The sequence below is a fragment of the Actinophytocola sp. genome, assembly GCF_036378875.1.
Taxonomy (GTDB): Bacteria; Actinomycetota; Actinomycetes; order Mycobacteriales; family Pseudonocardiaceae; genus Actinophytocola.
This window is the reverse complement of sequence record NZ_DASUVO010000044.1, coordinates 73,478-98,123: the sequence shown is the minus strand read 5'-3', so window position 1 is coordinate 98,123 and position 24,646 is coordinate 73,478. Positions and strand designations below refer to the sequence as shown.

The following is a 24,646-nucleotide window of genomic DNA, read 5'->3' as shown; positions in this document are numbered from 1 at the left end:
CGACTTGTCCCCTCATTCCTCAGTGGACCGACTGTGGATCTTGCCGATCTCCGTGATCACACGCGTGCGCACCGGGTGTTCCAGGTCGAGGATCTTGTCCAGGTCCCAGTGCAGGTAGTAGGCGACGTACGCGACTTCCTCCCAAACGCGGTCGGTCGCGTACGTCACGATCCCCCCGGCGCATCACCGGCGACATCCACCGCGAAGTCGGTGCCGCAGTGCGGGCAGCTGACCGCGACCTCGGTGTGGCCGTCGGCGTTGACGCGCCGGTAGAGGTCCTGCAGGAAGGCGAGATCCGAGGCGAACAGGTTCTCGACAACGAACGTGTCGACCGCCGCGAGGTCGCCGAGCGTGGTGACCGTCCGCTCGAGCAGCAGCACGGTGAGGTACGCCGGGTTGGCCCTGACGCGCTGGTCGGCCTGCGTGGTGAGCTCGTCGCGGGCCGTCGCGAGCCGCATGACGCCGTCGCGGTGTATGCGGCCGTGCTCGTCGACGTACCCGCGCGGCAACGTGAACGGGTACTCCGTGCGCAGACCGGAACTGGTCTGCTCCGCCATCGCCGTCACACCGACACCCGCTGGAGGGTCTCGCACACGATGGTGACCGTCTCCATGAGAACGTCGTTGGCGCCGGCCTTCAGCGCGCCGATCTCGACGACGGACGGCCACGCGTTCTCCATGTGGTACCGCGCGACGGGCTTGCCGTCGGCGCCGTACATCACGAGCGAGGCGCTCTTGCGTGCGGCGAGGATGTCACCCTGCAGCACGGCCTCGTGCCATGCCCACAGCGCCATGTCCGCGGTCTTGCCGCGCTTGAGCTTGACGACCGCGGGCTCCCGCTTGCCGGGCAGCTTCTTGAGGATGAGCTCCTTGTCCGTGGACTCCAGGTGCTCCACCGGCTTCACCTCGGTGGTGATGCCCTGCAGCTCGGAGAACGCGGCGATCTCGTAGCCGTCGATGGTGATCGAGAACCGGGAGGCTGTGATCGGGTCTTGCGTGCCTGCCATATCCCTTGCTCCTTAAGCGAAGTGGTGGGTCATTCCTCGAGGCCGGCGCCCTCGGCGAACTGCGAGATCCGGAACACGACGAACTCGGCCGGCTTCACCGGCGCGATACCGATCTCGACGGTCAGGATTCCCGCGTCCCGGTTCTCCGCCGGGTTGTTCTCCTCGTCGCACTTGACGAAGAACGCCTGCGCCGGCTGGTTGCCGAACAGCGCGCCGTCCCGCCACACGCGACGGAGGAACATGGTGACCGTGCGCTTGACCGAGTCCCACAGCTTCGGGTCGTTCGGCTCGAACACCACCCAGTTCGTGCCCTGCAGGATCGACTTCTCGACGTAGTTGAACAACCGCCGCACGTTCAGGTAACGCCACTCTGGGTCGCTCGACAGCGTCCGCGCGCCCCAGACCCGGATACCCTGGCCGCGGAAGCTGCGGATGCAGTTCACGGCAATGGGGTTCAGCACGTCGTGCTCGCCCTTGGTGATGTTGATCTCCAGGGTGACCGCGCCACGCACGACCTCGTTGGCCGGCGCCTTGTGCACGCCGCGCGTCGAGTCGTTGCGCGCCCAGATACCGGCCATGTGGCCCGACGGCGGCACGAACACCTGCTTGCCGGCCACCGGGTCGGCGACCTTGACCCACGGCCAGTACATCGCGGCGTACTTCGAGTCGTAGCCGGCGATGTCCATCCGCCATTCCTTGACCTCCTGGGCGTTCAGGCCCGGCGGAGTGTCCAGAATGGCCACTCGGTCGGCCATCAGCTCGCAGTGCGCGATCATCGCCAGCTGCACGGCCTTGACGTCCTCGATGGACAGCGCGCCGCGCTGGTAGGCCGCCATCAGGTCGGGCACGCAGAGCATCGTGACCTCGTCGATGGCCTCCAGGCCGCCGAACCCGGTGCGGTCGGCCGAGTTGCCCACGTAGGCGTTCGCCTCGACCTTGACCGGGGCAGGCGCGGACGGCGCGCCGAGGGCGACCTCGCCAGGACGGGGCAGCGCGAGCGACTTGCCCTTGGTCTCCTCGACGGTGATCAGCTTGGACTGCTGGCGCACCACGGTGGCGACGTTGTTGGCGCCGCGCTTGACGGTGACGTTGTCGAACGTCTCGACCGGCTGGCCACCCTGCTTCACGACCAGCTTGAAGGCGTCGTCACCCTGCTCGCTGGCCGGCTGGACCTCGACGGTCAGGTCACCGGCCTCGGTCGAACGGGCCGAGATCGTCAGGCCGGGCCTGGTCTCGGCGCCGACGGCGGGCAACTCGGCGGCCGGCAGGGCGACCTGGCCGTTTCCGGAGCCGTTGGCCGACTCCCCACCCACGCGCACGACGTACGCGGTGCCGCCACCGTTCTGGAAGTAGCCGTAGACGGCGTGCGCGAGGTAGTAGCCCTCGACGAAGTCGCCGAAGGCCTGCTTGAACTGCGTCCAGTTGGTGACGAGCACAGGCTCGTGCAGGGGGCCGCGCTCGGCGAAGCCCACGAAGGCGGCCACCGCGGTTCCCACAGCCTCGATCGGCCGCGAACCTGACGAAACCTCCTCCATGTACACACCGGGCGCGAGGTAACTGCTGGCCATCTCGGGTGTCTCCCTCGTTGCGTGGTGAGCGTCGCCGATCAGTTTGTTCTTTCCGGACCAGCTGGTTTCAGTCGTCGCGGGGCGGTACGGAGGGCGAGCGCACGCGCCCCTTCGGGCAGCCGCCTGTGCGGTTGCCCGATCGGGCGACGTTGGCGCGCTGAAAGGACGGGCGGCGGGCGGTGGGGCATTCCCTGTGCGACAACGAAACTGACTTGCGTGATCACCGAGGTAGACGAGGCACTGTGTGTGCTGCTCGGCCGGTCGCTGCCGGAGGGCACGATGGTCCGGCTCGACCCGCCGAAGCCGACATGGGAGACCGAGCGTCCGTCGAACGCCATCGACCTGTTCCTGTACGGGATGCACGACGACCGCGGCGGCCGCGAGTCCGGTTTCGCCGACCAGCGCGACGAACGCGGCGCCGTCGTGTCCCGCCGGGAGCCGAGCCGGCGCTGCTCGCTGTCCTACCTGGTGACCGCGCGGGCACCGAAGATCAACGAGGAACACCTGCTGCTGGACGTCGCACTGCGCACCATGCTGTTCACCGACTCACTGCCGGCGGACTGCATGCCGGACGCACTGGCCGCGACCGACGCGCCGGTGTTCATCCGCATCGCCAACACCGACCCCGGCGCGCTGTGGAGCAACCTGGGCATGCCGGCACGAGCGGCGTTCGCGATCAGTGTCAGCGCACCGTTCCTGCCCGAGCCCGACACCGACATCGCGCCACCGGCCGAACAGCTGCACCTCGACGCGAGCCAGAAGAAGCGGCCACCGGCTGGTGCCTTGGCCCCGGCCCAACCCAGACGGTGGGTGCGAACGTCGTGAGCGGAGCTTGCGGAGCGAACCATCGAGCACTGCGGCGTCCTCAGAGCGGACGAAGAGGGGTAATGAGACACCCTCTGTCAACCTCGGGGTCAAAGCAGGCCGAGTGCTTCGCAACCGCACCTCAGGGGAACGTGACGCAAGCCAGCGACAAGTACGTGACCAAACAGAACCCTCCATCCGCCAACGCGACCAACACATTGAATTCCGGGGAGGCGGGCCAGTCGTGAGTCAGCCGGGGGCCAAGATGGGCGACAAGGTGGTCGGGACGGACATCCACATCATCATGATCCCGAGCCCCGGCGGCCCGGTGCCGACACCGCTTCCCCACCCGTTCGCGGGCACGATCACGGGCGGCTGCAGCACCGACGTCATGATCGGCGGCCAACCGGCGGCGGTCCTGGGCAGCACGGCGACGAACGCCCCGCCACACATCCCGCAGGGCGGCCCGTTCCAGGTCCCACCGACGAACCAGGGCACGGTCACGAAGGGCAGCGGCACCGTCCTGATCAACAACAAACCAGCGGCCCGCACCGGCGACACGGTCATGACGTGCAACGACCCAGCCCCGGCCCCAACCAGCTCGATAGTGGCGGTAGGCACGGTAATGATCGGCGGCTAACCCGCGCGAGTCGCGCGTTCAGCCCCCGCGAGTCTCGGGTTCGGCCCCTGCGAGTTACGTTTTCGGGAACGCCCGGCTGTGCCCGCGTGTACACGAAAACGAAACTCGGGGGTGCTGAACGCGCGACTCGCAGGGGCCGGAAGCGAGACTCGCGGTTCTTGTGCCCTAAGTGCTGCCCTATTGGCCATCTGTTGGGTGATCAACAGGGCTTACGGTTCCCAGTGGGGGGTGTGTCCGTGTTCTTAAGGAGAGCCATGGCGATGCCGCGACTGTCCGAACCCACGCCTGCCCTTTTCCGGTACAGCCTGCCTCCCGGACCGGTGGCGGAGGCCGCCGTCGACATCGGGCATGTCGCGGTGACGATCGGGTTGTTGCTGTCCGGTGAGCTGGACGTGGCCGCCACGTCCCGCGCCGGTGCGCTGGAGGCGTTGGGGGCGGTCGCCAAGGGGATGATGATCCGCGGGCTCGGGTCGGCGACACCCAGTATCGCGGCTGCCGCCGGGCATCGGTTCACCCAGCGGCACCACGACTTCCGCGCACCGAACACCGTCACGTTCGGCGGTGACTGCGCGGTCGACTACACCCGCCCGCACGAGGACGCCGAGGTGACGGTCAACGGCGAGATCGGCTACTCGCTCGAGGTCACCGCTGAGCGGCCCCCGTCCGCCACGGCGCCACGTGGGTGGTTCCGGCGGCACGAGAAGGAGCTCGCGTCGATCGGTCTCGTGCTGCTCGTCGCGGGCCCGATCGTCCCGGATCGTCTACAAAGGACAGACTCACTCCAGTCGTGACCGCGACCAGTTCCCGTCCGACTCCTGCCACGCGGCGTGGCCCACCGGCAGGTCGGCGAAGTCGCACACGTACGGATACCCGGCCACCACGTGCCGCAGGTGCACCAGCCCGACCTCCGGCCGCCCGGACGAGTCCAGGAAGCACCACGACCCGTCCGTCCCGTGCACGACCGCGGCGACCGGCGCGAGCCCGTCGATCACCTGGCGGGAGCCGACCACCAGCGAGTCGATCGGGGCGCCGGGGAACGGCGAGTCCATGAGATCGTCGAGCCGCGTCCACAGGCTCGGCGGGTGGTCGTCCTTGGGCAGCCACAACGACGGCTGCCGGTCGGCCGACCGCAGCTCCGGCCACACCAGCTGCATCACGGGCGGCACAAGACGCCCGTAGAAGTTCAGCCCGAACGCGAACAGGTCCACGTACCAGGACGGGTGCACCGGCCGCACCACGAGTGGGTACCCGTCGAGCACGTCGTCGATCACCGTGTCCGGGCGCAGCTCCAGCCCGGCCCGCACCCGCTCCCCCACCAGGTTGACCCAGTGGTGCATGTCCGCCACCCGTAAGCCCACCATGCACACCTCGGGCATGCGCATCGTGTGCCACAGCCCAAGGCTGTACACCCACCCGGGCAGCTCTCCTTCCCACGGCAGAGCCACCACGCTCCACCCGTGGCTCTCCACGTGCCACGCGATGTCGCGCTCGTACTCGTCCATCCCAGCCGGGTCGCTACCCGAACAGAGCAGGCAGTCGCAGTTCACGCGGCGGAGCGTAAACCCGACCACCGACAGTGCCTGATGGCCTCGCTCCGCTCGGCGGCGCGTGGGCCTCAGACCGGCGTGCGATGTGTGGCCTCGTTAGACGCTCTGCTCCTCCAGCAGCCCACGGTCATAGGCGATCGCGACCGCTTCTGCCCGACGGGTCGCGCCCAGCTTCGCCATGATCCGGGACAGGTGCACGCTCACCGTCTTCTCGCTGATGAACAGTTCGTCGCCGACCTGGCGGTTGGTCCTGCCCAGCGCGACGAGCTTCAGCACGGTGCGTTCGCGTGGGGTGAACGGGTCCAGCGTCTCGCGTGGCTCCTGCCCGGCGGTCAGCGCGATCCGGCCGCGCCGGGCGAGCTTGCGCAGCGCGTCCCGCAACGGTTGCGCGTCCAGCCGAGCAGCGACCTCGTCCGCGGCACGCAGCACCTCGGTCGCCTCGTCGCGCCGTTCGGCGGCCAGCAGTGCCTCGCCGAGCCGCCACCTGCACACCGCCTGCTCGTACACCGCGCCGTACCCGAACGCGTCGACCGCGTCGGCCCACAGCTTCGGGTCGTTCGTCCCGCGCAGCCGGCTCTCCTCGGCCTCGGCCCTGGCGAGCCACGCACGACCCTCCGGCCCGAGCGAACCCGTGCGTGGCCGGCCGTACTTCGCGGTCTTACGGGCCAGCTCGACCAGCCGCGTGCCCTCCTCGACCGCCGCCAGCCGCTCCGTCTCGTCCCGGCGCCGGCCGGCCCGTTCGGCCAGGTCCGCGTGCAGGGCCGCGCCGAGCGCACCGAGGTGGATGTTCATGAGCACCCACTGCCCACCGACCCGTTCCGCCCACTCAAGGGCTTCCCGCACAAGCCTCGCGCCTTCCTCAGGACGTCCCTGCCACAGCGCGAGCTCCGCGCCGGCGGCGCCCATGGACGCGAAGATCTGGAAGTCCCGGTGCCACTCCGACCGCAGCTCGGCCGCGAGCCGCGCCGCCTCGGCCAGCCGGCCCCTGCTCACCATCACGAAGCTGCCGACCGCCGCGAGGCGCGCGGACACCGTGCTGGACACCCGTGTGCCCGGCGGTTCGGCGGCCGCCTCGCTCTCGTCCCAGTCGCCGCGTGCGTAGCGGACGATGACCTTGATGGCCCGCAGCTCGAACCCGTAGGTGCTCCAGGCGAGACCGGTGCTGCGAGCCCGTTCCAGGCCCTCGTCGATGATCTTGACCGCGTCGTCGAGCTCGCCCTGCTCGTAGGTACTGATGGCGAGGTAGTGCCGCGCCCGCAGCTCCACGCTCAACGCCTCGTCGTCGCGCGCGAGCTGGATCGCCTCCCGGAGCCGGGACCGACTCTCCTTGATCCGCCCGTGCTGCTCGTCCAGCGCACTGAGCGTGACCAGGGCGTCGGCGACCACGCCGACCTCGTCGCACGCCCGCGCCTCGTCGACGGCCAGCTCGGCGAACGTCCGGGCCTCCGTCGGCTCACCCATGCTGCGCAGGATCAACGCGTACACCGCGAGCACCCACGCCTTCTCACAGCTCGGCGGCAGATCCTTGGCGATCTCCCACGCCTTCTCGATGACCTGCCGAGCCTCCTGCTCGCGGCCCTCCACCGCGAACAGCGCGGACGCGAGCCGCCTGCGCATCATGGCCGCGACCGTCCGGTCGCCGGACTCGTCGGCGAGCTTGACCGCCGACCGCGCGAAGGACACCGCGCGTTCCGGCTCTCCCGAGCTGCCGGCCATGAACGACGCCTTGCGCAGGAGCGTCACCTCGTCCATACCGGACGGCCGGTCCGCGGGCGCGACCCCGTCCCACAGCTTCAGCGCCAGTTCCAGATGGTCCAGCGCCTCGGCGGGCGCACCCGCGTCCGTCGCCTCGGTGGCCGCCACGATCGACGCGGACAGCGCCTGCGGCAACTGGTGGCTCTCCATGCTGTGGTGGGCGAGCGCACCGGCCGCACCTCGCTGCCCTTGAATGGTGGCCAGATGACGGGCGTACGCGGCATGCAGGCGAACCCGCTCGCCGGGTAACAGGTCGCCGTAGACGGCCTCGCGCAGCAAGGCGTGCCGGAACGCGTAGACGTCCAACCACTCGTGCCGTTTGGCCACCAGCACGTGGTGCTGCACCGCTTCCCGCAGCGCCTCCTCCAGCTCGTGCTCGGGCAGTTCGGTCACCGCGACCAGGTCGGCGTGCGGCACGCGACGGCCGGACACGGACGCGACCCGCACCACGTGTTGCGCGGTCTCGCTGAGCCGCTCGACACGGGACAACAGCACGTCCACGAGCGTGGCCGGCAGGCTCTCGCCGTCCTCTGTGTAGGCGGCGAGCAGTTCCTCCGCGAAGAACGCGTTGCCCTCGGAGCGGCCGGCGACCTCGCGTACCAGGTCGTCCGGCACAGCCTCGTCCGCGAGCGCGGCGACGAACACACGCGAGTCGGCGCTGTTGAACGGCGCCAGCTCCAGGCGCTCCAGCGCGGGCTGCCGGACGAGTTCGGCCAGCAGCGGACGCAGCGGGTGCCGGCGGTGCAGGTCGTCGCCGCGGTACGTGCCAATGATCATGATCCGCTGCGCGCGCAGGCGGGCCACCAGGAACGACAGGAGTCGCCGGGTGGAGCCGTCGGCCCAGTGCAGGTCCTCGAGCACCAGCACGACCGGGTGTTCCTCGGCGAGGTCGGTGAGCAGCGCGTGCACGGCGTCGAACAGCTGCAGCTGTCCGATGTCCTGCTCAGGTCGGTTGTTGCCGATCCGGCCGCCGACGCCGGGCACCACGGCGGCGATCGAGGACAGGTTGGCCTCCCTGCGCTCCCCGGTGGGCAGCGTGACGTCGGGGAACAGCCTGGCCAGCGCGGGATGGGCGAGCACGACCTGCTCACGGTCGGGCACCTGGGAGATCGCCTCGGCGAAGGGGAGGTAGGGAAGGCCGGTCTCGCCGGCGTCGAGGCACCGTCCGGTGAGGACGATGGCGCCCTTGTCCCGTGCGACGGTCGTGAGTTCCTCGGTGAGCCTGGTCTTACCGACCCCGGCGTCGCCGGAGATCAGCATCGCGGTCGCGGTACCCCCGGTGGCCTGCTCGAACGCCGTACGCAGCCGGTCGAGCTCCCGGCCACGTGCCACCAGCGAGATTCCTGATCCCAGACGCGCCACGCCCTGCATCCTGTCACGCCTCCCTCGGGTGGGCGCGCGCCTTTTCCGCAAGGCGAGACGTTTGGTTCATCGGCGGGCGCTCCCTGGTCGCGATGGACGCGTTCATCAGGGCCTCAGGCTGGTACTGAGGGGCGCCGGCCGGCATCGGAGGATCACGTACTCCGGCGCAGGTCGCCGGGGTAAGGGGTGCGGCCTAACGGTGCTCCGGGGTCAGGAGAGCACCTGGCTGCTTCTAGGACGTCAGTCAGACGTCGAGCTGGCCCTGCTTGACGGCACCCATGAAGGATTCCCAGCCGGTGGTGGCGAACGAGACGTGGCCCGCCTCGGGGTTCTTGGAGTCACGCACCGCGGCGCCCAATCTGGCGACGACCAGTTCCACACAGTCGTTCTGGGCGCCGCTGCGGCTGCTCTTACGCCACCGCGCGCCGGAAAGGTCAACGGTCACACTCTGCTCCCTTCACAACTTGCATTTAGGACAACCGGTCGGCTGCCCGGTCTAGCAGCTCGACGGTGTCGTCAGGCTTCAACGCCGCCGCGCGCAAGTGGTCGAAAATCATCGAGTAACGGTGCACGTCCGCGGGCTGTTCCAAGTAGACACCAGATGTCGAGTACTCAACATAGACGACGTCAGGGTCGGCCTGCTCGGGGAAACCGAGGATCAGGAACGGCGCCTCCATACCGGCGTGCGCTCCCGTCGAGAACGGCACGACCTGGAGGGTGACGTGCGGCAGGGACGCGACGTGGAGCAGCCGCTTCAGCTGGTCACGCATGACCTCCGGACCACCGACCACCCGCTGCACCACGGCCTCGTCGAGCACGGCCCAGTACTCGGGCGGGTTCGGGTCGTCGATGAGGAGCTTCTGCCGGCTCATCCTGGCGCGCACGCGAAGCTCCACATCGGCCTCACCGATGTCCGGGCGGATCGCCCGGATGATCGCGCGGGTGTAGGCCTCGGTCTGGAGCAGTCCGGGGACGAGCAACGCCTGGTGCGTGTGCAGGAACGAGGCATCCGCCTCGAGGCCGACGAACGCTCCGGTGAACGCCTCGTTGAAGGCGTGCCACCAGCCCTTCTTGCGAGCCTCCCTCGCCAGTTGCACGAGCGACTCGCGCTCAGCGCCGTCGACGCCGTAGACCTCGAGCATGTCCCGGACGTCACGCGGGGTGACACCGACGTGCCCGGTCTCGATGCGACTGATCTTCGAGGCGGAGCACTCCAGCTTGTCGCCCACCTCGTCGATGGTCAGGTTGGCGTTCTCGCGCAGCTCACGCAGCCTGGCCGCCAGCCGTCGACGGCGCACCGTCGGGCTCGGACCTCGCGACATGGATCACCCCTTCAGTGGATGGTTTACGGAGGATGATGTTCTCACTTGGACACGAGATATCACGCCAACCTCTCGGAAACGTTCCAAGGGTGCACGCTGAGCGCAGGAATATGCACGACACGGACACGGCCTTCACCCAATCGTGTAGTGCAAGTTGCAAGTTGCCCTTCGCAGAGCGCAAGCTGCTTGTCAGGTTGGCGGCCCTGCCACCGGCCCGGTCCACCTGGTACCGCCTCAAAGCAGCAAGTTGACGCGTGGAGAAGGTGGGCGCAACTCAATGTCAGGTACAGGTTAGACCGTCGCTGCACACCAATGGGAGTCACGGTGAGTAGTAGTCCGATCTTCGGGCAATTGGAGACATCGCTGGCTGACTACCTCACAGACATCACGTACCGTGCGCGGTTCGGCGACGAGCACGCGGTCGCGTCCGTCGCGCGCTTCGAACTGCCTCGTCTGGTCGAGGCGTTGAAAGCAGTGCTCGACGAGCACTCACCGGACGAGTACGGCCGCTGTTCGCGCTGCCGGGTCAGGCGGTTCGGCCGCGCACCGGCTCCCTGCCGGGCCTACCTCACCGCCCATCTGTGTCTGGTGGTGACCGAGGAGGAGACGCCGGAGGACAACCCGGCGTCGGTTCGCAGGCAGGTCGCATTCGGCAACTGACACAACAGGAACTCCGGGCCGCGTCAGCTCCCCACGTTTCCGCGGCTCGGGTCGGACGGCACCTCTCCCCCCAACCATCTCCCAGTGCCGCCCGGCGTGAGGCGGGTCCGGGACCACCCCCGACCGGTCCTGGACCCGCTGTCCACGTGTCGTCAAGCCCTCAGAGGTCTGTCCACAGTTGAGCAAACGCTCAGCATGCCTTCTCCCAACTGCATTCCAGTTCGGACATTTCGGCGGCGAGGTCCGGTGTCGCGATGCGTGCGCCGCCGCCTTCCTGGGCGAGGCGCACGGCCACCACGTCCTCGAGCGCCTTGAGGTTCACGCCGATCGAGTTGTTGGTGACCATGGAGAACACCCACTGCTCGCCGCGCTTGTTGGTGACGTATCCGGACAGGCTGCTCACCCCGGTGAGCGTGCCTGTCTTGGCGTGCACCACACCCTCCGCCGCCGTGCCGCGCATCCGGCTCCGCAGTGTGCCGCCGACCAACCGGTCCGCCTTGCCGGCGACGGGCAACGCAGCGAACCACTCGGGGAACCACGGGCGGTCTCGCACCGCGCCGAGAAGGGTGGCCAGTTGGTCGGGCGCGATCTGGTCCATTCTGGACAGACCGGAGCCGTCGCGAAGGGAGAGCCGTGCCGGATCGAGGCCGTACGACGGCAGCCGGCTCGCGGCGGCAGCGAGGCCCGCACTCCAGGTTCCTCGACCGGACACCGCGCGGCCCATGGCCTTCACCAGGATCTCGGCGTGAAGGTTGTTGGACAGCTTCAAGAACGGCACCTGCAGTTCCCTCAGTGGGATCGACTGTCGGGAGGTGACGACCCTGGCGCCGGCGGGCACCGCACCCGAGGTGGTTCGACCGAGTACCCGAACGCCGTGCCGGCTCAGCGCGGCGCGGAACAGCGCGGCCGCGTAGCCGGTCGGCTCCCACACCGCCATCCACCGGGACGTGACGGCACCGCCCGCGGGGATGGAACCGGTCACGGTGAACGTGTTCGCGCCGTGCTCGCGGCTGACATCGAGCGTGTTGGCTGACCCGGCCGGGCCGGTGACCGCGGTGTTCACGATGGTGACGTAGTCGGTGGGCGGCTCGGTCGTCACCACGGCCTTGCCGTCCTGGCCCGGGGCGGCCCGGACGATGATCGAGCCGGCGTCGTAGTCGGTGTCCGGGGACGCGGTCAGCGCCGACACCTGCGCGGAGTAGGAGAACGGCTCGTCGTCCCACGCCCACGAGGCGCCCAACCGGACGTCGTCGAACCACGTGTCGTCGGCGACGAGGTCACCGCGCACGAACTTCACCCCGGCGGCCGCCACCTGCCGGGCCAGCGTGTCGTAGTCGGCGGCGAGCATCGTGGGGTCGCCGGTGCCCCGCAGGTAGAGATCACCGTCCAGCACGGGACCGTGGCGCCGCCCGCCGGCGTGCACCGTCGTCTCGAACGTGTAGTCCGGGCCGAGGATGTCCAGCGCGGCGACGGACGTGACGAGCTTGGTGTTGGACGCCGGCTGCTGCCGGCGGTTCGAGTCTCGGCTGTAGACGGTCTCGCCGTCGAGCGTGCGCACGACGAGCGCGACGTCCGCGTCCACGAGGCCGGGTGCGGAGAGGATCGCGTCGAGGTCCGCGGCGAGCGCGCCACGGTCCTGGGCGACGACGGGGACGGCGCCGCCGAAGACCAGCAGGACGGCGCCGAGTAGGGAGAAGAGACCAACCAGACGGAAACGCACAGAGGCCTCCGCAGTCGCAGGGGGTGTCCGTGAAGAATCGTCCTACCCCTCAGCGGCTGTGACAATCACCCACCAGGCGGCTCAGTCGGGGAGGATCCGGAGCAGTCCCTCCTGCACCACCGTGGCGATCAGGGTGCCGTCCTGCGCGAAGAACCGGCCGGTCGCGAGCCCGCGCGCACCGGCCGCGCTGGGCGAGGCGCTGTCGTACAGGAACCACTCGTCCGCGCGGAACGGGCGGTGGAACCACAGCGCGTGGTCGAGGCTCGCACCGAGCACCTTGTCGAAGCCCCAGTACACGCCGTGTCGCATGAGGATCGAGTCGAGCAGCGTCATGTCCGACGCGTAGGTCAGCACGCAGACGTGCAGCAGCTCGTCGTCGGGCAGCCGGCCGTCGGCACGCATCCACACCTGGTTGCGTGCCTCGTTGCCCTGGCCACGCACCTCCCACGGCGGGTCGGTGATGTACCGGATGTCGATCGGCCGCGGCATCGTCATCGCCGGGTCTAGCTTGGTGGCGATCTTGCGCATGCTGTCCGCTCGCGACGGCAGGTCGTCCGGCGGTGGCACGTCCGGCATCGACTCCGCGTGCTCGACACCGGGCTCCGGCTCCTGGAAGGACGCCGACAACGCGAAGATCGCCTTACCGCGCTGGACCGCGACGGCCCGCCGCGTGGTGAACGAACGGCCGTCGCGGATTCGGTCCACTTCGTACACGATCGGGACGCTCGGGTCACCCGGCCGTATGAAGTACGCGTGCAGCGAGTGCACTTTCCGTTCTGGTGGCACGGTACGGCCGACGGCCACCAGCGCCTGCCCGGCCACCTGCCCACCGAACACGCGGACGGACGAGTGTGCCGGGCTGACGCCGCGGAAGATGTTCTCCTCGATGCGCTCCAGGTCCAGGAGCGCGACCAGCCGGTCGAGCACGGGCTGGCCACGCAAGGCCTGGGACGCTTCGAGGTCGGCAGCGGCCTGACGTGCCGCTTCGGTCATGGGACCACCCTTTTGAGCCGTGGCTCAGGCGTGGTCTTCCTCACCGAGCCGGTGAACGCGGATGAGGTTAGTCGAGCCGACGGTACCCGGCGGGGAACCCGCGACGACCACCACGAGGTCACCCGGCTGGTAGCGGCCGATGGAGAGCATGGCGTTGTCGACCTGGCGGACCATGAGGTCGGTCGAGTCCACCTCGGGCACCATGAACGTCTCGACGCCCCAGGTCAGGGACAGCTGGCTGCGCACAGCCGGCTCCGGCGTGAACGCCAGCAGCGGCAGGTGGGTGTGGAGCCTCGCCAGCCGGCGGACCGTGTCACCCGACTGCGTGAACGCGACCAGGGCCTTGGCGTTGAGCCGCTCCCCGATGTCCCGCGCCGCGTAGGAGATCACGCCGCGCTTGGTGCGCGGCACGTGCGTCAGCGGCGGCACCACGGTCGACTCGCTCTCGACCGCCTCGACGATCTTGCCCATCGTGCGTACGGCCTCGATCGGGTACCGGCCGACGCTGGTCTCGCCAGAGAGCATCACGGCGTCCGCGCCGTCGAGCACCGCGTTGGCGACGTCGGAGGCCTCCGCCCGCGTCGGGCGCGAGTTCTGGATCATGGACTCCAGCATCTGGGTCGCCACGATCACCGGCTTGGCGTTCTCCCGCGCGATCTGGATGGTGCGCTTCTGCACCAGCGGCACCTGCTCAAGCGGCAGCTCGACACCCAGGTCACCTCGGGCGACCATGACCCCGTCGAACGCCAGCACGATGGCCTCGAGGTTGGAGACGGCCTCCGGCTTCTCCAGCTTGGCGATGACCGGCAGCCGGCCCTTGCCGTTGCGGTCCATGACCTGGTGGACGAGGTCGATGTCGGCGGGCGAGCGCACGAACGACAGTGCGACGAAGTCCACGCCGAGCTGGAGCGCGAACTCCAGGTCCTCGATGTCCTTCTCCGACATCGCCGGCACGGAGACGTCCATGCCCGGCAGGGAGATGCCCTTGTTGTTGCTGACCTTGCCGCCCTCGGTGACCTCGCACACCACGTCCGGGCCTTCGACCTGCAGCACCGTCAGGCCGATGTTGCCGTCGTCGACCAGGAGGCGGTCGCCCTTCTTCGCGTCCCTGGCCAGACCCTTGTAGGTCGTGGAGACGCGGTCGTGGGTGCCCTCGATGTCCTCGACCGTGATGCGCACGACGTCGCCGACACGCCACTCGGCCTTCCCGCCGGCGAACGTGCCGAGACGGATCTTGGGCCCCTGCAGGTCGGCCATGACACCGACGGCACGCCCGAGCTCGTCGGAAGCGGCGCGCACCAGGTCGTAGACCTGCTTGTGGTCACTCTGGCTACCGTGACTGAAGTTCATTCTTGCGACGTCCATGCCGGCCTCGACCAGGTCGCGGACCTTCTCCGGGGTGGCCGTCGCTGGCCCCAGAGTGCAGACAATCTTCGCTCGTCGACTCACGACCCGATAGCTTAGCCCCGCTGCCTGGAACGATCCCGAAATACTCAGCAGTAACCACCGGATCGATCCAGAAAGTTATCCGGGAGTTGGTCCGCCGTACGCCGAAACGACCAAAAAGGACGGTCGGGTCAGCGGCGCGGCACCTCCGACACCCCTACGTGATCGCGCGCCCACTCGTTGATCGGGCGCAACGCACGGAAGGCCCTGCGGATCCGGTTGATCGTCTCCCGCTCGTGCAGCGCGTCGTCCGGCGGCCAGACGCGGACCGCGTACAGAGAGCGATGGCGCAGCAGATCGATACGGGGGTGGTCGGGGTCGAAGCCGCGCGGCCTGGTCTTCAGCTGGTCGCCCTTGATCTCCCAGCCGGTGCGGGCGAGCTTCGCGACGATGTCCTCCAGCGCCTTGCCGTGGATGTCCTCCGCGACGGCGGTGCGGAAACGGGCCACCTGGTCGGACTCCAGGTGGAAGCAGCCACCGCCGGCGCGCAGCCCGGCCGGGCCCACCTCGACGTAGTAGGCGCCCGCGCCGCGGCCCGGCTCGATCACGCCACCACAGTGGGTCTTGTACGGGGTCTTGTCCTTGGCGAAGCGGACGTCGCGGTACGGGCGGAACACGGTGACGCGGCTCGAGTCGTCGGCGAACTCCGGAGCCAGCTCGGCGAGCAGTTCCTCCATCGGGGCACGGACGTCGGCGGCGTAGACGTGCTTGTTGTCCTCCCAGTAGGACTTGGAGTTGTCGACCTCCAGCCCGTCGTAGAAGTCGATCGCGTGCTCGCCGAACCCCGTGAAGGCCATGGTCGCAGTATGCAACGAAGGGCGGCCCCAAAATGGGCCGCCCTTCGCCCGCGCCCGTCAGGCCGCCTGTGCCGTGTTGTACAGGTTCTGGGCGTCGGCACCGAAGTACGGACCGAACATCCAGGTCGGGATGAAATTGATCTTGTAGCTGTTCACCGAGTTCACCACGCCGGTGCCGGCCGCCTCGTTGAACTGCAGGAACCAGGGGCCACCGCTCGAGCCGCCGGTCATGTTGCACGTCATGCCGATGCCGTTGCTGATGAACGCGTTGAACGTGGTCCCACTGCAGTAGATCATCTGCGAGCCGTTGTACGGCGCCGCCGCCGGCCAGCCGAACGCGTACATGTTCTGGCCGCGGGCCTGGTTGAACGCCACGCCCTGGCCGCCCACCACGTCGGTGAGGGACTGGCCGTTCAGCTGGTTGACGACCGCGGCGCCCACGTCGAAGTTGATGTCCTCGGACGCCACCCACTGTGGGGTCGCCATGGTCGCGCGCGCGGTCCACGTGCCGAACGGGGCGTTGCCGTTGTTGTACCCCGGCACGAACACCCAGTTCGTGTGGAACGCGCCGTCCAGCTTGACGCAGTGCCCGGCGGTGATCACCGTGCTCTTGTTCCCGCTGGTCACCGCGTTACCGGAGCACGAGGCCTGCCGGCCCTGGTACGTGAAGAACACGCGCCCGGCCGTGGTGACCACCTTGCCGCCGCCGGTCCACGCCGCACCGCCGGACGGGAACGCCATCGGCGCCGCCCCGGTCGACGGGACGAGCTGCGGCAGGCCCTTGAGCACGTCACCGGTGAGCTTCGCGGGGTCGACGCCCGGCAGCAGCCGGTCGAGCGGGATCGCGTCGCGCATCGCCTCCGGCGTCCACTTCGCGGCGACCGCGCCGGCCTCCGCGGGCGTGTCGGCCGCGACGTTCACCGTGATGCCGGCGGGTGCCGCTGTCGCTGTCGCCGGCGAGACCGCGGCGACCGCGAGCCCGGCTGCCGCGAACACGACCGCGGACCGCCAGAATCGCCTTGTCATGTAATCACCTACCTTTCGGTCACCACGACTAGGTGACCGCGCAGGGTGGATAGGTCGTAATTTGGACGCTACCGGCCAGTCGGGTGATCTTGGACCCGCCATTCGGGGGATGACGATCCCGGACGATGACTACGCTGCCCATATGTACACAGTGGACGGTCGGACACTGCGCTGCGAGGACGTGCGGCTGGTGGCCGAGGAGAACGTCGTGGTCACCGTGGACGAGGCCGCCATGCGGCGGGCGGACGACGCGTGGCGGCTCGTCACCGACCTGTCCGCCCGGCGGGAGATCTACGGCCGCACCACCGGTGTCGGCGCCAACCGCGACCTGACCCTCGACGAGGACTCCGGCCCGGAACACGGCAGGCGGCTGTTGCGCAGCCATGCCGGTGGCGCGGGTGAGCTGCTGCCCGCGTCGCGGGTGCGGGCCATGTTGTTGATCAGGCTCAACCAGCTCGCGGCCGGCGGCTCCGGCGTGCACCCCCGGCTGCTGACGGCGCTGGCCGAGGCGTTGACGGCCGGGGCGCTCCCCCGCGTCCACGCGACGGGCGCCATCGGCACCGGTGACCTGACCGTGCTCGCGGAGACCGGGCTGACGCTGGCGGGTGAGCGCCCGTGGGCGGTCGGGCACCTGGCGCCGGTGCCGCTGGACACGGCCGACGCGCTGGCGTTCATGAGCAGCAACGCCGCCACTCTCGCCGAGGCGACGCTCGCGTGCCTCGAGCTGGAACGGCTGATGCGGGCGAGCCATGTGGTGGCCGCACTGTCGTACATCGTGCTTGGCGGCTCCCCGGAGGCGTACGCGACGGCCGTGCACGCGGCCAAGGCACATCCCGGGCAGGTGTGGTGCGCGGCCGAGATGCGCCGGCTGCTCGGCATGACCGGCACACCGAAGCCGGGGCGCCGGATCCAGGACCCGTACGGACTTCGTGCCTTCCCACAGGTGCAGGGCCCGGCCGTGGACGCGCTCGCCTACCTTCGGTCGGTACTGACCGTGGAGCTCAACGCCAGCGCGGAGAACCCGATGGTGTCCCTCACGGCGGGGGACGTGTTCCACCACGCGCACTTCCACACCGCGTACCTGGCGACGGCGCTCGACCAGGCCAGGGCCACCGTGCACCATGTCGCCGAACTGTCGGCGGCCCGGCTCGGCGACCTGGTCGAGCCCTCGTTCACGGACCTGCCGGCGTTCCTGGCGGACGGCCCGCCGGGCAGCTCGGGCGTGATGATCCTGGAGTACGTGGCCCACGACGCGCTGGCCATGCTGCGGCAGGCGGCGCTGCCGGTGACCCTGGGCACGGCGGTGGTGTCCCGCGGCGTCGAGGACCACGCGAGCTTCTCGACACAGGCGGCCCGACAGGCGACAGCGGCGGCGGAGGCGTACCGCCAGGTGCTGGCCTGCGAACTGGTGGCGGCCGTACGCGCGCTGCGCATGCGCCCGGCGGACCTGATGGACCTCCCGATCCGAGACGCCTTCGCCCTGGCGGAAGCAACACTCGACCCGAGCACAGCGGACCGCCCGTTCTCAGACGACCTGACGAAAGCCGCCACCCTGCTGGACCCACTGTCCGAAACCTGACCCCCGCGAGTCGCGCTTTCGGCCCCCGCGAGTCGCGCTCTCGGCCCCTGCGAGTTGCGTTTTCGTGAACGCCCGCCTGTACACGAAAACGTAACTCGGGGGTGCCGAACGCGAGACTCGCCGGGGCCGAACGCGCGACTCGCGGGGTTAGGCGACCGCGAGGGGGAGGGCTGTTGGGATCACCGGGGCTGGTAGGTCCGAGCGGCCCGTCAGGAAGGCGTCGACGGCGTGTGCCACCGAGCGGCCCTCCGCGATGGCCCAGACCACGAGGGACGCGCCGCGATGTGCGTCGCCGCAGACGAAGACGCCCTCGGCGGAGGTCTGCCAGTCCGTGCCGCAGGACAGCGTGCCCCTCGGCGTGAGCGACAGGTCCAGACCGTCGAGCAACGGCATGTGCTCCACGCCCTCGAAGCCGATCGCCAGCAGGACAAGGTCCGCCGGCAGCTCCTCAACGTGGTCGTTCACCGGCGTGACCTCGCGCCGGCCCGTCTCCGGATCGCGACGCACCCGGACCTCACGCAGCCGCACGGCTTTCACGTTCCCGTTGCCGTCGTCGACGAACTCGTCCACCGCCACCGCGAACCGGCGCTCCCCCGCCTCCTCGTGCGCGGGGTAGGTGCGCAGGATCCACGGCCACACCGGCCACGGCGAGCGGTCGTCGTCCCGGACCGACGGCGGCTGCGGGTACTGGTCGAGCTGGGTCACCGAGAGCGCGCCCTGCCGGGTCGCCGTGCCGTAGCAGTCGGCGCCCGTGTCACCGCCACCGATCACGATCACGTGCTTGTCCGCGGCCGTGATCGGAGACGGGCCGTCGCCCTCGCACTCCTTGTTCGCCGGCACCAGGTGGTCCATCGCCATGTGCACACCGGAAAGCGACCGGCCGGGGATCTCCTGCGCGTCACGGCCACGCAGCGCACCGACAGCCAGCACCACCGCGTCGAAGGACGACTTCAGCGTCTCCACCGACAGGTCACCTGGCTTGCTGCCGCCGACCTCGCACCCGGTCACGAACCGGGTGCCTTCCTCACGCAGCTGCGCGAGGCGCCGGTCGAGGACCTTCTTCTCCATCTTGAACTCGGGGATGCCGTACCGCAGCAGGCCGCCGAGCCGGTCGTCCCGCTCGTACACCGTGACCTCGTGGCCTGCGCGGGTGAGCTGCTGCGCCGCGGCGAGACCGGCCGGGCCGGAGCCGACGACCGCGACCCGCTTGCCCGAGGACACGGTCGCCGGGCGCGGCTTGATCAGGTCCTTCTCCCACGACGCGGTGGCGATGGCCTCCTCGACCCGCTTGATCGCGACCGGCCCACCGGACAGCGGGTTGATCGACAGCACACACCCCGCCTCGCACGGCGCCGGGCACAGCTTCCCGGTGAACTCCGGGAAGTTGTTGGTGGCGTGCAACCGGTTGCTCGCCGCGGGCCAGTCGTTGACGCGTACCAGGTCGTTCCACTCCGGGATCAGGTTCCCAAGTGGACACCCGGCGGAACCCGAGTGACAGAACGGGATCCCGCAGTCCATGCACCGGGACGCCTGTGCGCGGACCTGCTTGCCCCGCTCGACCGGGTCCTGCTCGACGTACACCTCGCGCCAGTCGGCGAGCCGGTCCGGCTTGGGCCGCTTCGGGGCGTCCGCGCGGGAGATCTTCAGGAAACCGTTGGGGTCAGCCACGCGCAGCCTCCATGACCGCCTCGTCGATGTCGCGCCCCTCGGCCGCGGCCAACCGCATCGCCTCGAGCACGCGCTGGTAGTCGCGCGGCATGACCTTCGTGAAGGACGCCGCGCGCCGGGTCCAGTCGCCGAGCAGCGACGCCGCTACCGCCGATCCGGTATGGCGGTGGTGGCGGGTCACGATCTCCCGCAACCACCGCTGGTCCTCCGCGGACGGTCGCTGCAGGTCGACCATCTCGGTGTTGACCATCTTCTCGTCCAGGTCGAGCACGTACGCGATGCCACCGGACATGCCGGCCGCCAGGTTGCGCCCCGTCGGCCCGAGCACCACGGCCCGGCCACCGGTCATGTACTCGAACGCGTGGTCGCCGACGCCCTCTGCCACCGCCACGGCACCGGAGTTGCGCACACAGAACCGCTCGCCGACCCTGCCGCGCAGGAAGATCTCGCCGCTTGTCGCGCCGTAGGCGATCACGTTGCCGCCGATCACCTGCTGCTCGGCCGCGAACACCGAGTCGTCGTGCGGCCGCACGATGATCCGCCCGCCCGACAGGCCCTTGCCGACGTAGTCGTTGGCGTCACCGATCAGGTCCAGCGTGATGCCGGCCGGCAGGAACGCGCCGAGCGACTGTCCGGCAGAGCCCGTGAGTGTGATGTGGATCGTGTCGTCGGGCAGCCCTTCGCCGCCGTAGCGCCGGGTGACCTCGGCGCCGAGCAGCGTGCCGACCGTCCGGTTCACGTTGCGCACCGGCAGCTCCAGCCGAACCGGGTGCGCGTCCTCGAGCGCCGCCTCGGCCAGCTGGATGAGGGTGCGGTCCAGTGCCTGGTCGAGGCCGTGGTCCTGCCCACGCACGCGCCGCCGCGTGCTGCTGTAGGTGGTCTCCGGCACCTCGAAGATCGGCGTCAGGTCGAGGCCCTTCGCCTTCCAGTGCTCGACCGCGCCGTCGACGTCGAGCAGCTCCGCGTGGCCGATCGCCTCGTCCAGGGTGCGGAAACCCAGCTCCGCCAGGTACTCCCGCACCTCGTTCGCGATGAAGTGGAAGAAGTTGACCACGTGCTCGGCCTGCCCGGTGTACCGCTCGCGCAGCACCGGGTTCTGCGTGGCCACGCCGACCGGACAGGTGTCCAGGTGGCACACCCGCATCATGACGCAGCCGGCGACGATCAGCGGCGCGGTCGCGAACCCGTACTCCTCCGCGCCGAGCAACGCGGCGACCACGACGTCGCGGCCGGTCTTCATCGCGCCGTCCACCTGCACGGTGATCCGGTCGCGCAGGCCGTTGAGCATCAGCGTCTGCTGCGTCTCGGCCAGCCCGACCTCCCACGGCGTGCCGGCGTGCTTCAGCGAGTTCAGCGGTGAGGCGCCGGTGCCGCCGTCGTGCCCGGAGATCAGCACGACGTCCGCGTGCGCCTTGGACACACCGGCCGCGACCGTGCCGACGCCGAGCTCGCTGACCAACTTCACGTGAACCCGAGCGTGCTCGTTCGCGTTCTTGAGATCGTGGATCAGCTGCGCGAGGTCCTCAATCGAATAGATGTCGTGGTGCGGCGGCGGCGAGATGAGGCCGACGCCCGCGGTGGAGTGCCGCGTGCGTGCGATCCACGGCCACACCTTGTTCGGCGGCAGCTGCCCACCCTCGCCCGGCTTCGCGCCCTGCGCCATCTTGATCTGCAGGTCGGTCGCGTTCACCAGGTACTCGCTGGTCACGCCGAACCGGCCGCTCGCGATCTGCTTGATCGCCGAGCGCCGCTCCGCGTCGTAGAGCCGGTCGGTGTCTTCGCCGCCCTCACCGGTGTTGGACCGCCCACCGATGCGGTTCATCGCGATGGCAAGGGTTTCGTGTGCCTCGGCGCTGATCGACCCGTAGGACATGGCGCCGGTGTTGAACCGCTTGAGGATCGACTCGACGGACTCGACCTCGTCCAGCGGCACCGAAGGACGGTTCTCGGTGCGGAACCTGAACAGGCCACGCAGCGCGCCGCCCTCGCGGTTGAGCCGCTCCACCTCGTCGACGTACCGGCGGTACACGTCCTCACGCCGGTTCTTCGTCGCGTGCTGCAACAGGAAGACCGTCTCCGGCGTGAACAGGTGCAGCTCGCCCTCGCGGCGGTAGGCGTACTCGCCACCCACCTCGAGGCGCCGGTGCACCCGGTCCGTCGGGTTCTCCGGGTGTGCCTGGTGATGGCGCGCCGCGACCTCGTCCGCGATCACGTCGAGGCCAACGCCGCCGAGCTTGCTGCTGGTGCCGGTGAAGTACTCGTCGAGCAGGTCGCCGGCCAGCCCGAACGCCTCGAAGACCTGCGCCGCCGTGTAGGCGCCGACGGTCGAGATGCCCATCTTGGACATGATCTTGAGGACGCCCTTGACCAACGCCTTGACGTAGTTGCGGATCGCCCGCTGCGGCTCGATGCCGGTGAGCGTGCCGCGCCGGATCAGGTTCTCGATGGTCTCGAACGCCAGGTACGGGTTGACCGCGGCGGCGCCGTAACCCAGCAGCAGCGCGACGTGGTGCACCTCGCGGGCGTCACCGGTCTCGACGACGAGCGCGACCCGCAGGCGTTCCTTGGTGCGCACCAGGTGGTGGTGCACCGCGGAGACCAGCAGCAGCGACGGGATCGGCGCCATGCGGTGGTCGGCGTCCCGGTCGGACAGCACGAGTGTCCGCGCACCGGCCGCGATGGCCTCGGACGCCTCGCGCCGCACCCGCTCGATGGCCGCGGCGAGCGCCTCGCCGCCACCGTCCACTTCGTACAGCCCGGGCACGACGGTACAGGCGTAGCCCGGCATGTCGCCGTCGTCGTTGACGTGGATGAGCTTCGCGAGCTCGTCGTTGTCGATCACCGGGTACGGCAGCTGGATGTGCCGGCACGACGCCGGCCCCGGCTCGAGCAGGTTCTGCTCAGGGCCCATGATGCGCTCCACCGACGTGACGATCTCCTCGCGGATCGCGTCCAGCGGCGGGTTCGTCACCTGGGCGAAGTTCTGCTTGAAGTACTCGTAGAGCAGCCTGGACCGCTTCGACAGCGCCGCGGGCGGCGTGTCGGTGCCCATCGACCCGATCGGCTCGGCGCCGGTCATCGCCATCGGCTGGAGCAGGATCTTCAGCTCTTCCTCGGTGTAGCCGAAGGAGAGCTGGCGACGCAGCACGGACTCGCTGGTCTGCACCACGTGCTCGCGGTCGGGCAGGTTCGCGATCTTCAGCAGACCGGCGTGCAGCCACTCCTCGTACGGGTGCTCGTCGGCGAGCTTCGACTTGATCTCGTCGTCGTCGACGATCTTGCCGGCCTCGGTGTCCACGAGGAACATACGGCCGGGCTGCAGGCGGCCCTTGGCCACGACCTGGTCCGGCGGCAGGTCCAGCACGCCGGTCTCGCTCGCGAACACGACGCGGTCGTCGGTGGTGCGCCACCATCGGGCCGGGCGAAGGCCGTTGCGGTCGAGCACCGCGCCGACCAGTGTGCCGTCGGAGAAGGTCACGCTCGCCGGGCCGTCCCACGGCTCCATCAGACTGGAGTGGAACTTGTAGAACGCACGCCGCTTCGGATCCATGGTGGCGTTGTTCTCCCACGCCTCCGGGATCATCATCAGCACCGCGTGCGGCAGGCTGCGCCCACCGAGGTGCAGCAGTTCGAGCACCTCGTCGAACGACGCGGAGTCCGAGCCGTCCGGGTCGCAGATCGGGTACAGGCGGGTCAGGTCGCCGGGGACCAGGTCGCTGGCGAGGAGCGCCTCACGGGCGCGCATCCGGTTGCGGTTGCCACGGATCGTGTTGATCTCACCGTTGTGCGCGACGAACCGGAACGGGTGCGCGAGCGGCCACGAGGGGAACGTGTTGGTGGAGAACCGGCTGTGCACCAGCGCGATCGCGCTGGCCAGGCGCTCGTCGGTGAGGTCGCTGAAGAACACCGGCAGCTGAGCGGTCGTCAGCATGCCCTTGTAGACCAGCGTCCTGGCGGACAGCGACGGGAAGTACACCCCGCAGCCGGCGGCGACGCTCTCGTGCTCCGCGCGCTTGCGCAGACAGAACGCCAACCGGTCCAGCTCGACGCCGGTGAGACGGTCGCCCGACACGTCGGTGGGCGCCGCGACGAACGGCATGGCGAAGTGCGGCATGACCGACATCGCCGTCGGCCCGACGTTGGCCGCCTCCGGCGCGACCGGCACGTCCCGCCAGCCGAGGACCTCGAGGCCCTCCTCCTTGGCGATGCGCTCGACCAGCGAGACGGCTCTGGCCCGCTGGTCGATGTCCTGGGGCAGGAAGGCGATACCCGCCGCGTAGGCGTGCTGGCCGTCCCGCGACTCCGGCAGGTCGAAGTCGATCGCGGCACGCAGCAGCTCGTCGGGGAGCTGAAGCAGGATGCCGGCGCCGTCACCACTGGTCGGCTCGGCGCCCGCGGCCCCGCGATGCTCGAGGTTGGCCAGCGCCACCAGTGCGTCGGTCACGATGCCATGTGACCTGCGCCCCTTGATGTCCGCGACCATGGCCACGCCACACGCGTCACGCTCGGTGGTGGGGTCGTAAAGACCTCGTGCGGTGGGTATGGCGGAATAGATCACGCGTCGACCTCCCTCGTCGTCCTCGCGCTCAACTGGCAGCTGGGCGCGGGACGCCGGTGGCCCGCGTGTTGACGCGAGCTTAACAGTCCCGAAACCCAGGAGCCATGCGTCAAAGGGCGGATTTCCGCGTTTGATGTAACGTTTTGGATGATCCGCGCGATAAGGCGCACCTGCCCTGGTGGGGCCTGGTGCGCC

General features: G+C 69.5%; 20 protein-coding genes. 5 read left to right on the top strand and 15 right to left on the bottom strand.

Going from position 1 to position 24,646, the window contains the following annotated elements:
- Positions 1 to 12: 12 nt before the first annotated feature.
- The 4 genes from VF106_RS11385 to VF106_RS11370 are packed head-to-tail and all read right to left on the bottom strand — an operon-like array spanning position 13 to position 2,574.
- Complete coding sequence (locus VF106_RS11385) at positions 13 to 168, bottom strand: DUF6760 family protein (RefSeq protein WP_330839597.1); 156 nt, start codon at positions 166 to 168, stop codon at positions 13 to 15.
- Entirely contained in the window at positions 165 to 557 is a 393-nt protein-coding gene (locus VF106_RS11380; protein WP_330839649.1) for a phage tail assembly protein, read from the bottom strand. The genes VF106_RS11385 and VF106_RS11380 overlap by 4 nt, the downstream gene beginning before the upstream one ends.
- A gap of 5 nt (positions 558 to 562) precedes the next feature.
- On the bottom strand, positions 563 to 1,006 hold the full coding sequence (locus tag VF106_RS11375; RefSeq protein ID WP_330839596.1) for a phage tail protein: 444 nt from the start codon (positions 1,004 to 1,006) through the stop codon (positions 563 to 565).
- 29 nt (positions 1,007 to 1,035) lie between these two features.
- The gene (locus VF106_RS11370; protein ID WP_330839595.1) at positions 1,036 to 2,574 is read right to left on the bottom strand and encodes a phage tail sheath family protein; all 1,539 of its coding nucleotides are present in this window, start codon (positions 2,572 to 2,574) and stop codon (positions 1,036 to 1,038) included.
- A 216-nt stretch (positions 2,575 to 2,790) separates the two neighbouring features.
- Between VF106_RS11370 and VF106_RS11365 the strand changes: the two genes are divergently transcribed.
- The 3 genes from VF106_RS11365 (at position 2,791) to VF106_RS11355 (ending at position 4,809) form a co-directional block, all read left to right on the top strand.
- Positions 2,791 to 3,399, top strand: coding sequence for a Pvc16 family protein (locus tag VF106_RS11365; RefSeq protein ID WP_330839594.1), 609 nt, complete (start codon positions 2,791 to 2,793; stop codon positions 3,397 to 3,399).
- A gap of 223 nt (positions 3,400 to 3,622) precedes the next feature.
- Entirely contained in the window at positions 3,623 to 4,018 is a 396-nt protein-coding gene (locus tag VF106_RS11360) for a PAAR domain-containing protein (protein ID WP_330839593.1), read from the top strand.
- A 254-nt stretch (positions 4,019 to 4,272) separates the two neighbouring features.
- Positions 4,273 to 4,809, top strand: a complete 537-nt coding sequence (locus tag VF106_RS11355) for a hypothetical protein (RefSeq protein WP_330839592.1) — start codon at positions 4,273 to 4,275, stop codon at positions 4,807 to 4,809.
- On the opposite strand, the gene VF106_RS11350 is transcribed toward VF106_RS11355, so the two are convergent.
- The 4 genes from VF106_RS11350 to VF106_RS11335 form a co-directional block, all read right to left on the bottom strand.
- On the bottom strand, positions 4,795 to 5,565 hold the full coding sequence (locus VF106_RS11350; RefSeq protein WP_330839591.1) for a DUF4262 domain-containing protein: 771 nt from the start codon (positions 5,563 to 5,565) through the stop codon (positions 4,795 to 4,797). The two genes, VF106_RS11355 and VF106_RS11350, sit on opposite strands and share 15 nt — an antisense overlap.
- A 96-nt stretch (positions 5,566 to 5,661) precedes the next feature.
- Positions 5,662 to 8,691, bottom strand: coding sequence for a helix-turn-helix transcriptional regulator (locus VF106_RS11345; protein ID WP_330839590.1), 3,030 nt, complete (start codon positions 8,689 to 8,691; stop codon positions 5,662 to 5,664).
- A gap of 235 nt (positions 8,692 to 8,926) precedes the next feature.
- A complete protein-coding gene (locus tag VF106_RS11340) occupies positions 8,927 to 9,127 on the bottom strand; it encodes a DUF397 domain-containing protein (RefSeq protein ID WP_330839589.1) in 201 nt (66 codons plus the stop codon).
- Between the two features lie 25 nt (positions 9,128 to 9,152).
- Positions 9,153 to 10,004: a helix-turn-helix domain-containing protein gene (locus VF106_RS11335; RefSeq protein WP_330839588.1), complete on the bottom strand. Its 852-nt coding sequence runs from the start codon at positions 10,002 to 10,004 to the stop codon at positions 9,153 to 9,155.
- Positions 10,005 to 10,328: 324 nt separating this feature from the next.
- On the opposite strand from VF106_RS11335, the gene VF106_RS11330 reads away from it, so the two are divergent.
- Complete coding sequence (locus VF106_RS11330; protein ID WP_330839587.1) at positions 10,329 to 10,664, top strand: hypothetical protein; 336 nt, start codon at positions 10,329 to 10,331, stop codon at positions 10,662 to 10,664.
- A 190-nt stretch (positions 10,665 to 10,854) separates the two neighbouring features.
- Here the strand turns inward: VF106_RS11330 and dacB are convergent, their stop codons facing one another.
- From dacB to VF106_RS11305, 5 genes are all read right to left on the bottom strand, one after another.
- Positions 10,855 to 12,384, bottom strand: coding sequence for a D-alanyl-D-alanine carboxypeptidase/D-alanyl-D-alanine endopeptidase (dacB, locus tag VF106_RS11325; protein ID WP_330839586.1), 1,530 nt, complete (start codon positions 12,382 to 12,384; stop codon positions 10,855 to 10,857).
- An 81-nt stretch (positions 12,385 to 12,465) separates the two neighbouring features.
- On the bottom strand, positions 12,466 to 13,377 hold the full coding sequence (gene tesB / locus VF106_RS11320) for an acyl-CoA thioesterase II (RefSeq protein WP_330839585.1): 912 nt from the start codon (positions 13,375 to 13,377) through the stop codon (positions 12,466 to 12,468).
- A gap of 24 nt (positions 13,378 to 13,401) precedes the next feature.
- Positions 13,402 to 14,826 carry a pyruvate kinase gene (pyk, locus tag VF106_RS11315; protein ID WP_330839584.1) on the bottom strand — a complete coding sequence of 475 codons (1,425 nt, stop codon included), beginning with the start codon at positions 14,824 to 14,826 and terminating at the stop codon, positions 13,402 to 13,404.
- A 128-nt stretch (positions 14,827 to 14,954) separates the two neighbouring features.
- Entirely contained in the window at positions 14,955 to 15,620 is a 666-nt protein-coding gene (locus VF106_RS11310) for a DUF2461 domain-containing protein (RefSeq protein ID WP_330839583.1), read from the bottom strand.
- A gap of 57 nt (positions 15,621 to 15,677) precedes the next feature.
- Positions 15,678 to 16,646: a trypsin-like serine peptidase gene (locus VF106_RS11305; RefSeq protein WP_330839582.1), complete on the bottom strand. Its 969-nt coding sequence runs from the start codon at positions 16,644 to 16,646 to the stop codon at positions 15,678 to 15,680.
- A 142-nt stretch (positions 16,647 to 16,788) separates the two neighbouring features.
- On the opposite strand from VF106_RS11305, the gene VF106_RS11300 reads away from it, so the two are divergent.
- Positions 16,789 to 18,225, top strand: coding sequence for an aromatic amino acid ammonia-lyase (locus VF106_RS11300; RefSeq protein ID WP_330839581.1), 1,437 nt, complete (start codon positions 16,789 to 16,791; stop codon positions 18,223 to 18,225).
- Between the two features lie 147 nt (positions 18,226 to 18,372).
- Here VF106_RS11300 and gltD read toward each other — a convergent pair whose 3' ends face one another.
- Both gltD and gltB read right to left on the bottom strand, forming a co-directional pair.
- Entirely contained in the window at positions 18,373 to 19,893 is a 1,521-nt protein-coding gene (gene gltD, locus VF106_RS11295) for a glutamate synthase subunit beta (RefSeq protein ID WP_330839580.1), read from the bottom strand.
- The gene (gene gltB, locus VF106_RS11290; protein ID WP_330839579.1) at positions 19,886 to 24,451 is read right to left on the bottom strand and encodes a glutamate synthase large subunit; all 4,566 of its coding nucleotides are present in this window, start codon (positions 24,449 to 24,451) and stop codon (positions 19,886 to 19,888) included. Before gltB ends, gltD begins: the two co-directional genes overlap by 8 nt.
- Positions 24,452 to 24,646: the final 195 nt, after the last annotated feature.

Excerpts from the sequence above, each read along its gene's own strand:
- VF106_RS11380 (WP_330839649.1), bottom strand. The coding sequence starts at position 557 with ATGGCGGAGCAGACCAGTTCCGGTCTGCGCACGGAGTACCCGTTCACG.
- VF106_RS11375 (WP_330839596.1), bottom strand. The coding sequence starts at position 1,006 with ATGGCAGGCACGCAAGACCCGATCACAGCCTCCCGGTTCTCGATCACC.
- VF106_RS11370 (WP_330839595.1), bottom strand. The coding sequence starts at position 2,574 with ATGGCCAGCAGTTACCTCGCGCCCGGTGTGTACATGGAGGAGGTTTCG.
- VF106_RS11355 (WP_330839592.1), top strand. The coding sequence starts at position 4,273 with ATGGCGATGCCGCGACTGTCCGAACCCACGCCTGCCCTTTTCCGGTAC.
- VF106_RS11345 (WP_330839590.1), bottom strand. The coding sequence starts at position 8,691 with ATGCAGGGCGTGGCGCGTCTGGGATCAGGAATCTCGCTGGTGGCACGT.
- VF106_RS11335 (WP_330839588.1), bottom strand. The coding sequence starts at position 10,004 with ATGTCGCGAGGTCCGAGCCCGACGGTGCGCCGTCGACGGCTGGCGGCC.
- tesB (WP_330839585.1), bottom strand. The coding sequence starts at position 13,377 with ATGACCGAAGCGGCACGTCAGGCCGCTGCCGACCTCGAAGCGTCCCAG.
- VF106_RS11310 (WP_330839583.1), bottom strand. The coding sequence starts at position 15,620 with ATGGCCTTCACGGGGTTCGGCGAGCACGCGATCGACTTCTACGACGGG.
- VF106_RS11305 (WP_330839582.1), bottom strand. The coding sequence starts at position 16,646 with ATGACAAGGCGATTCTGGCGGTCCGCGGTCGTGTTCGCGGCAGCCGGG.
- VF106_RS11300 (WP_330839581.1), top strand. The coding sequence starts at position 16,789 with ATGTACACAGTGGACGGTCGGACACTGCGCTGCGAGGACGTGCGGCTG.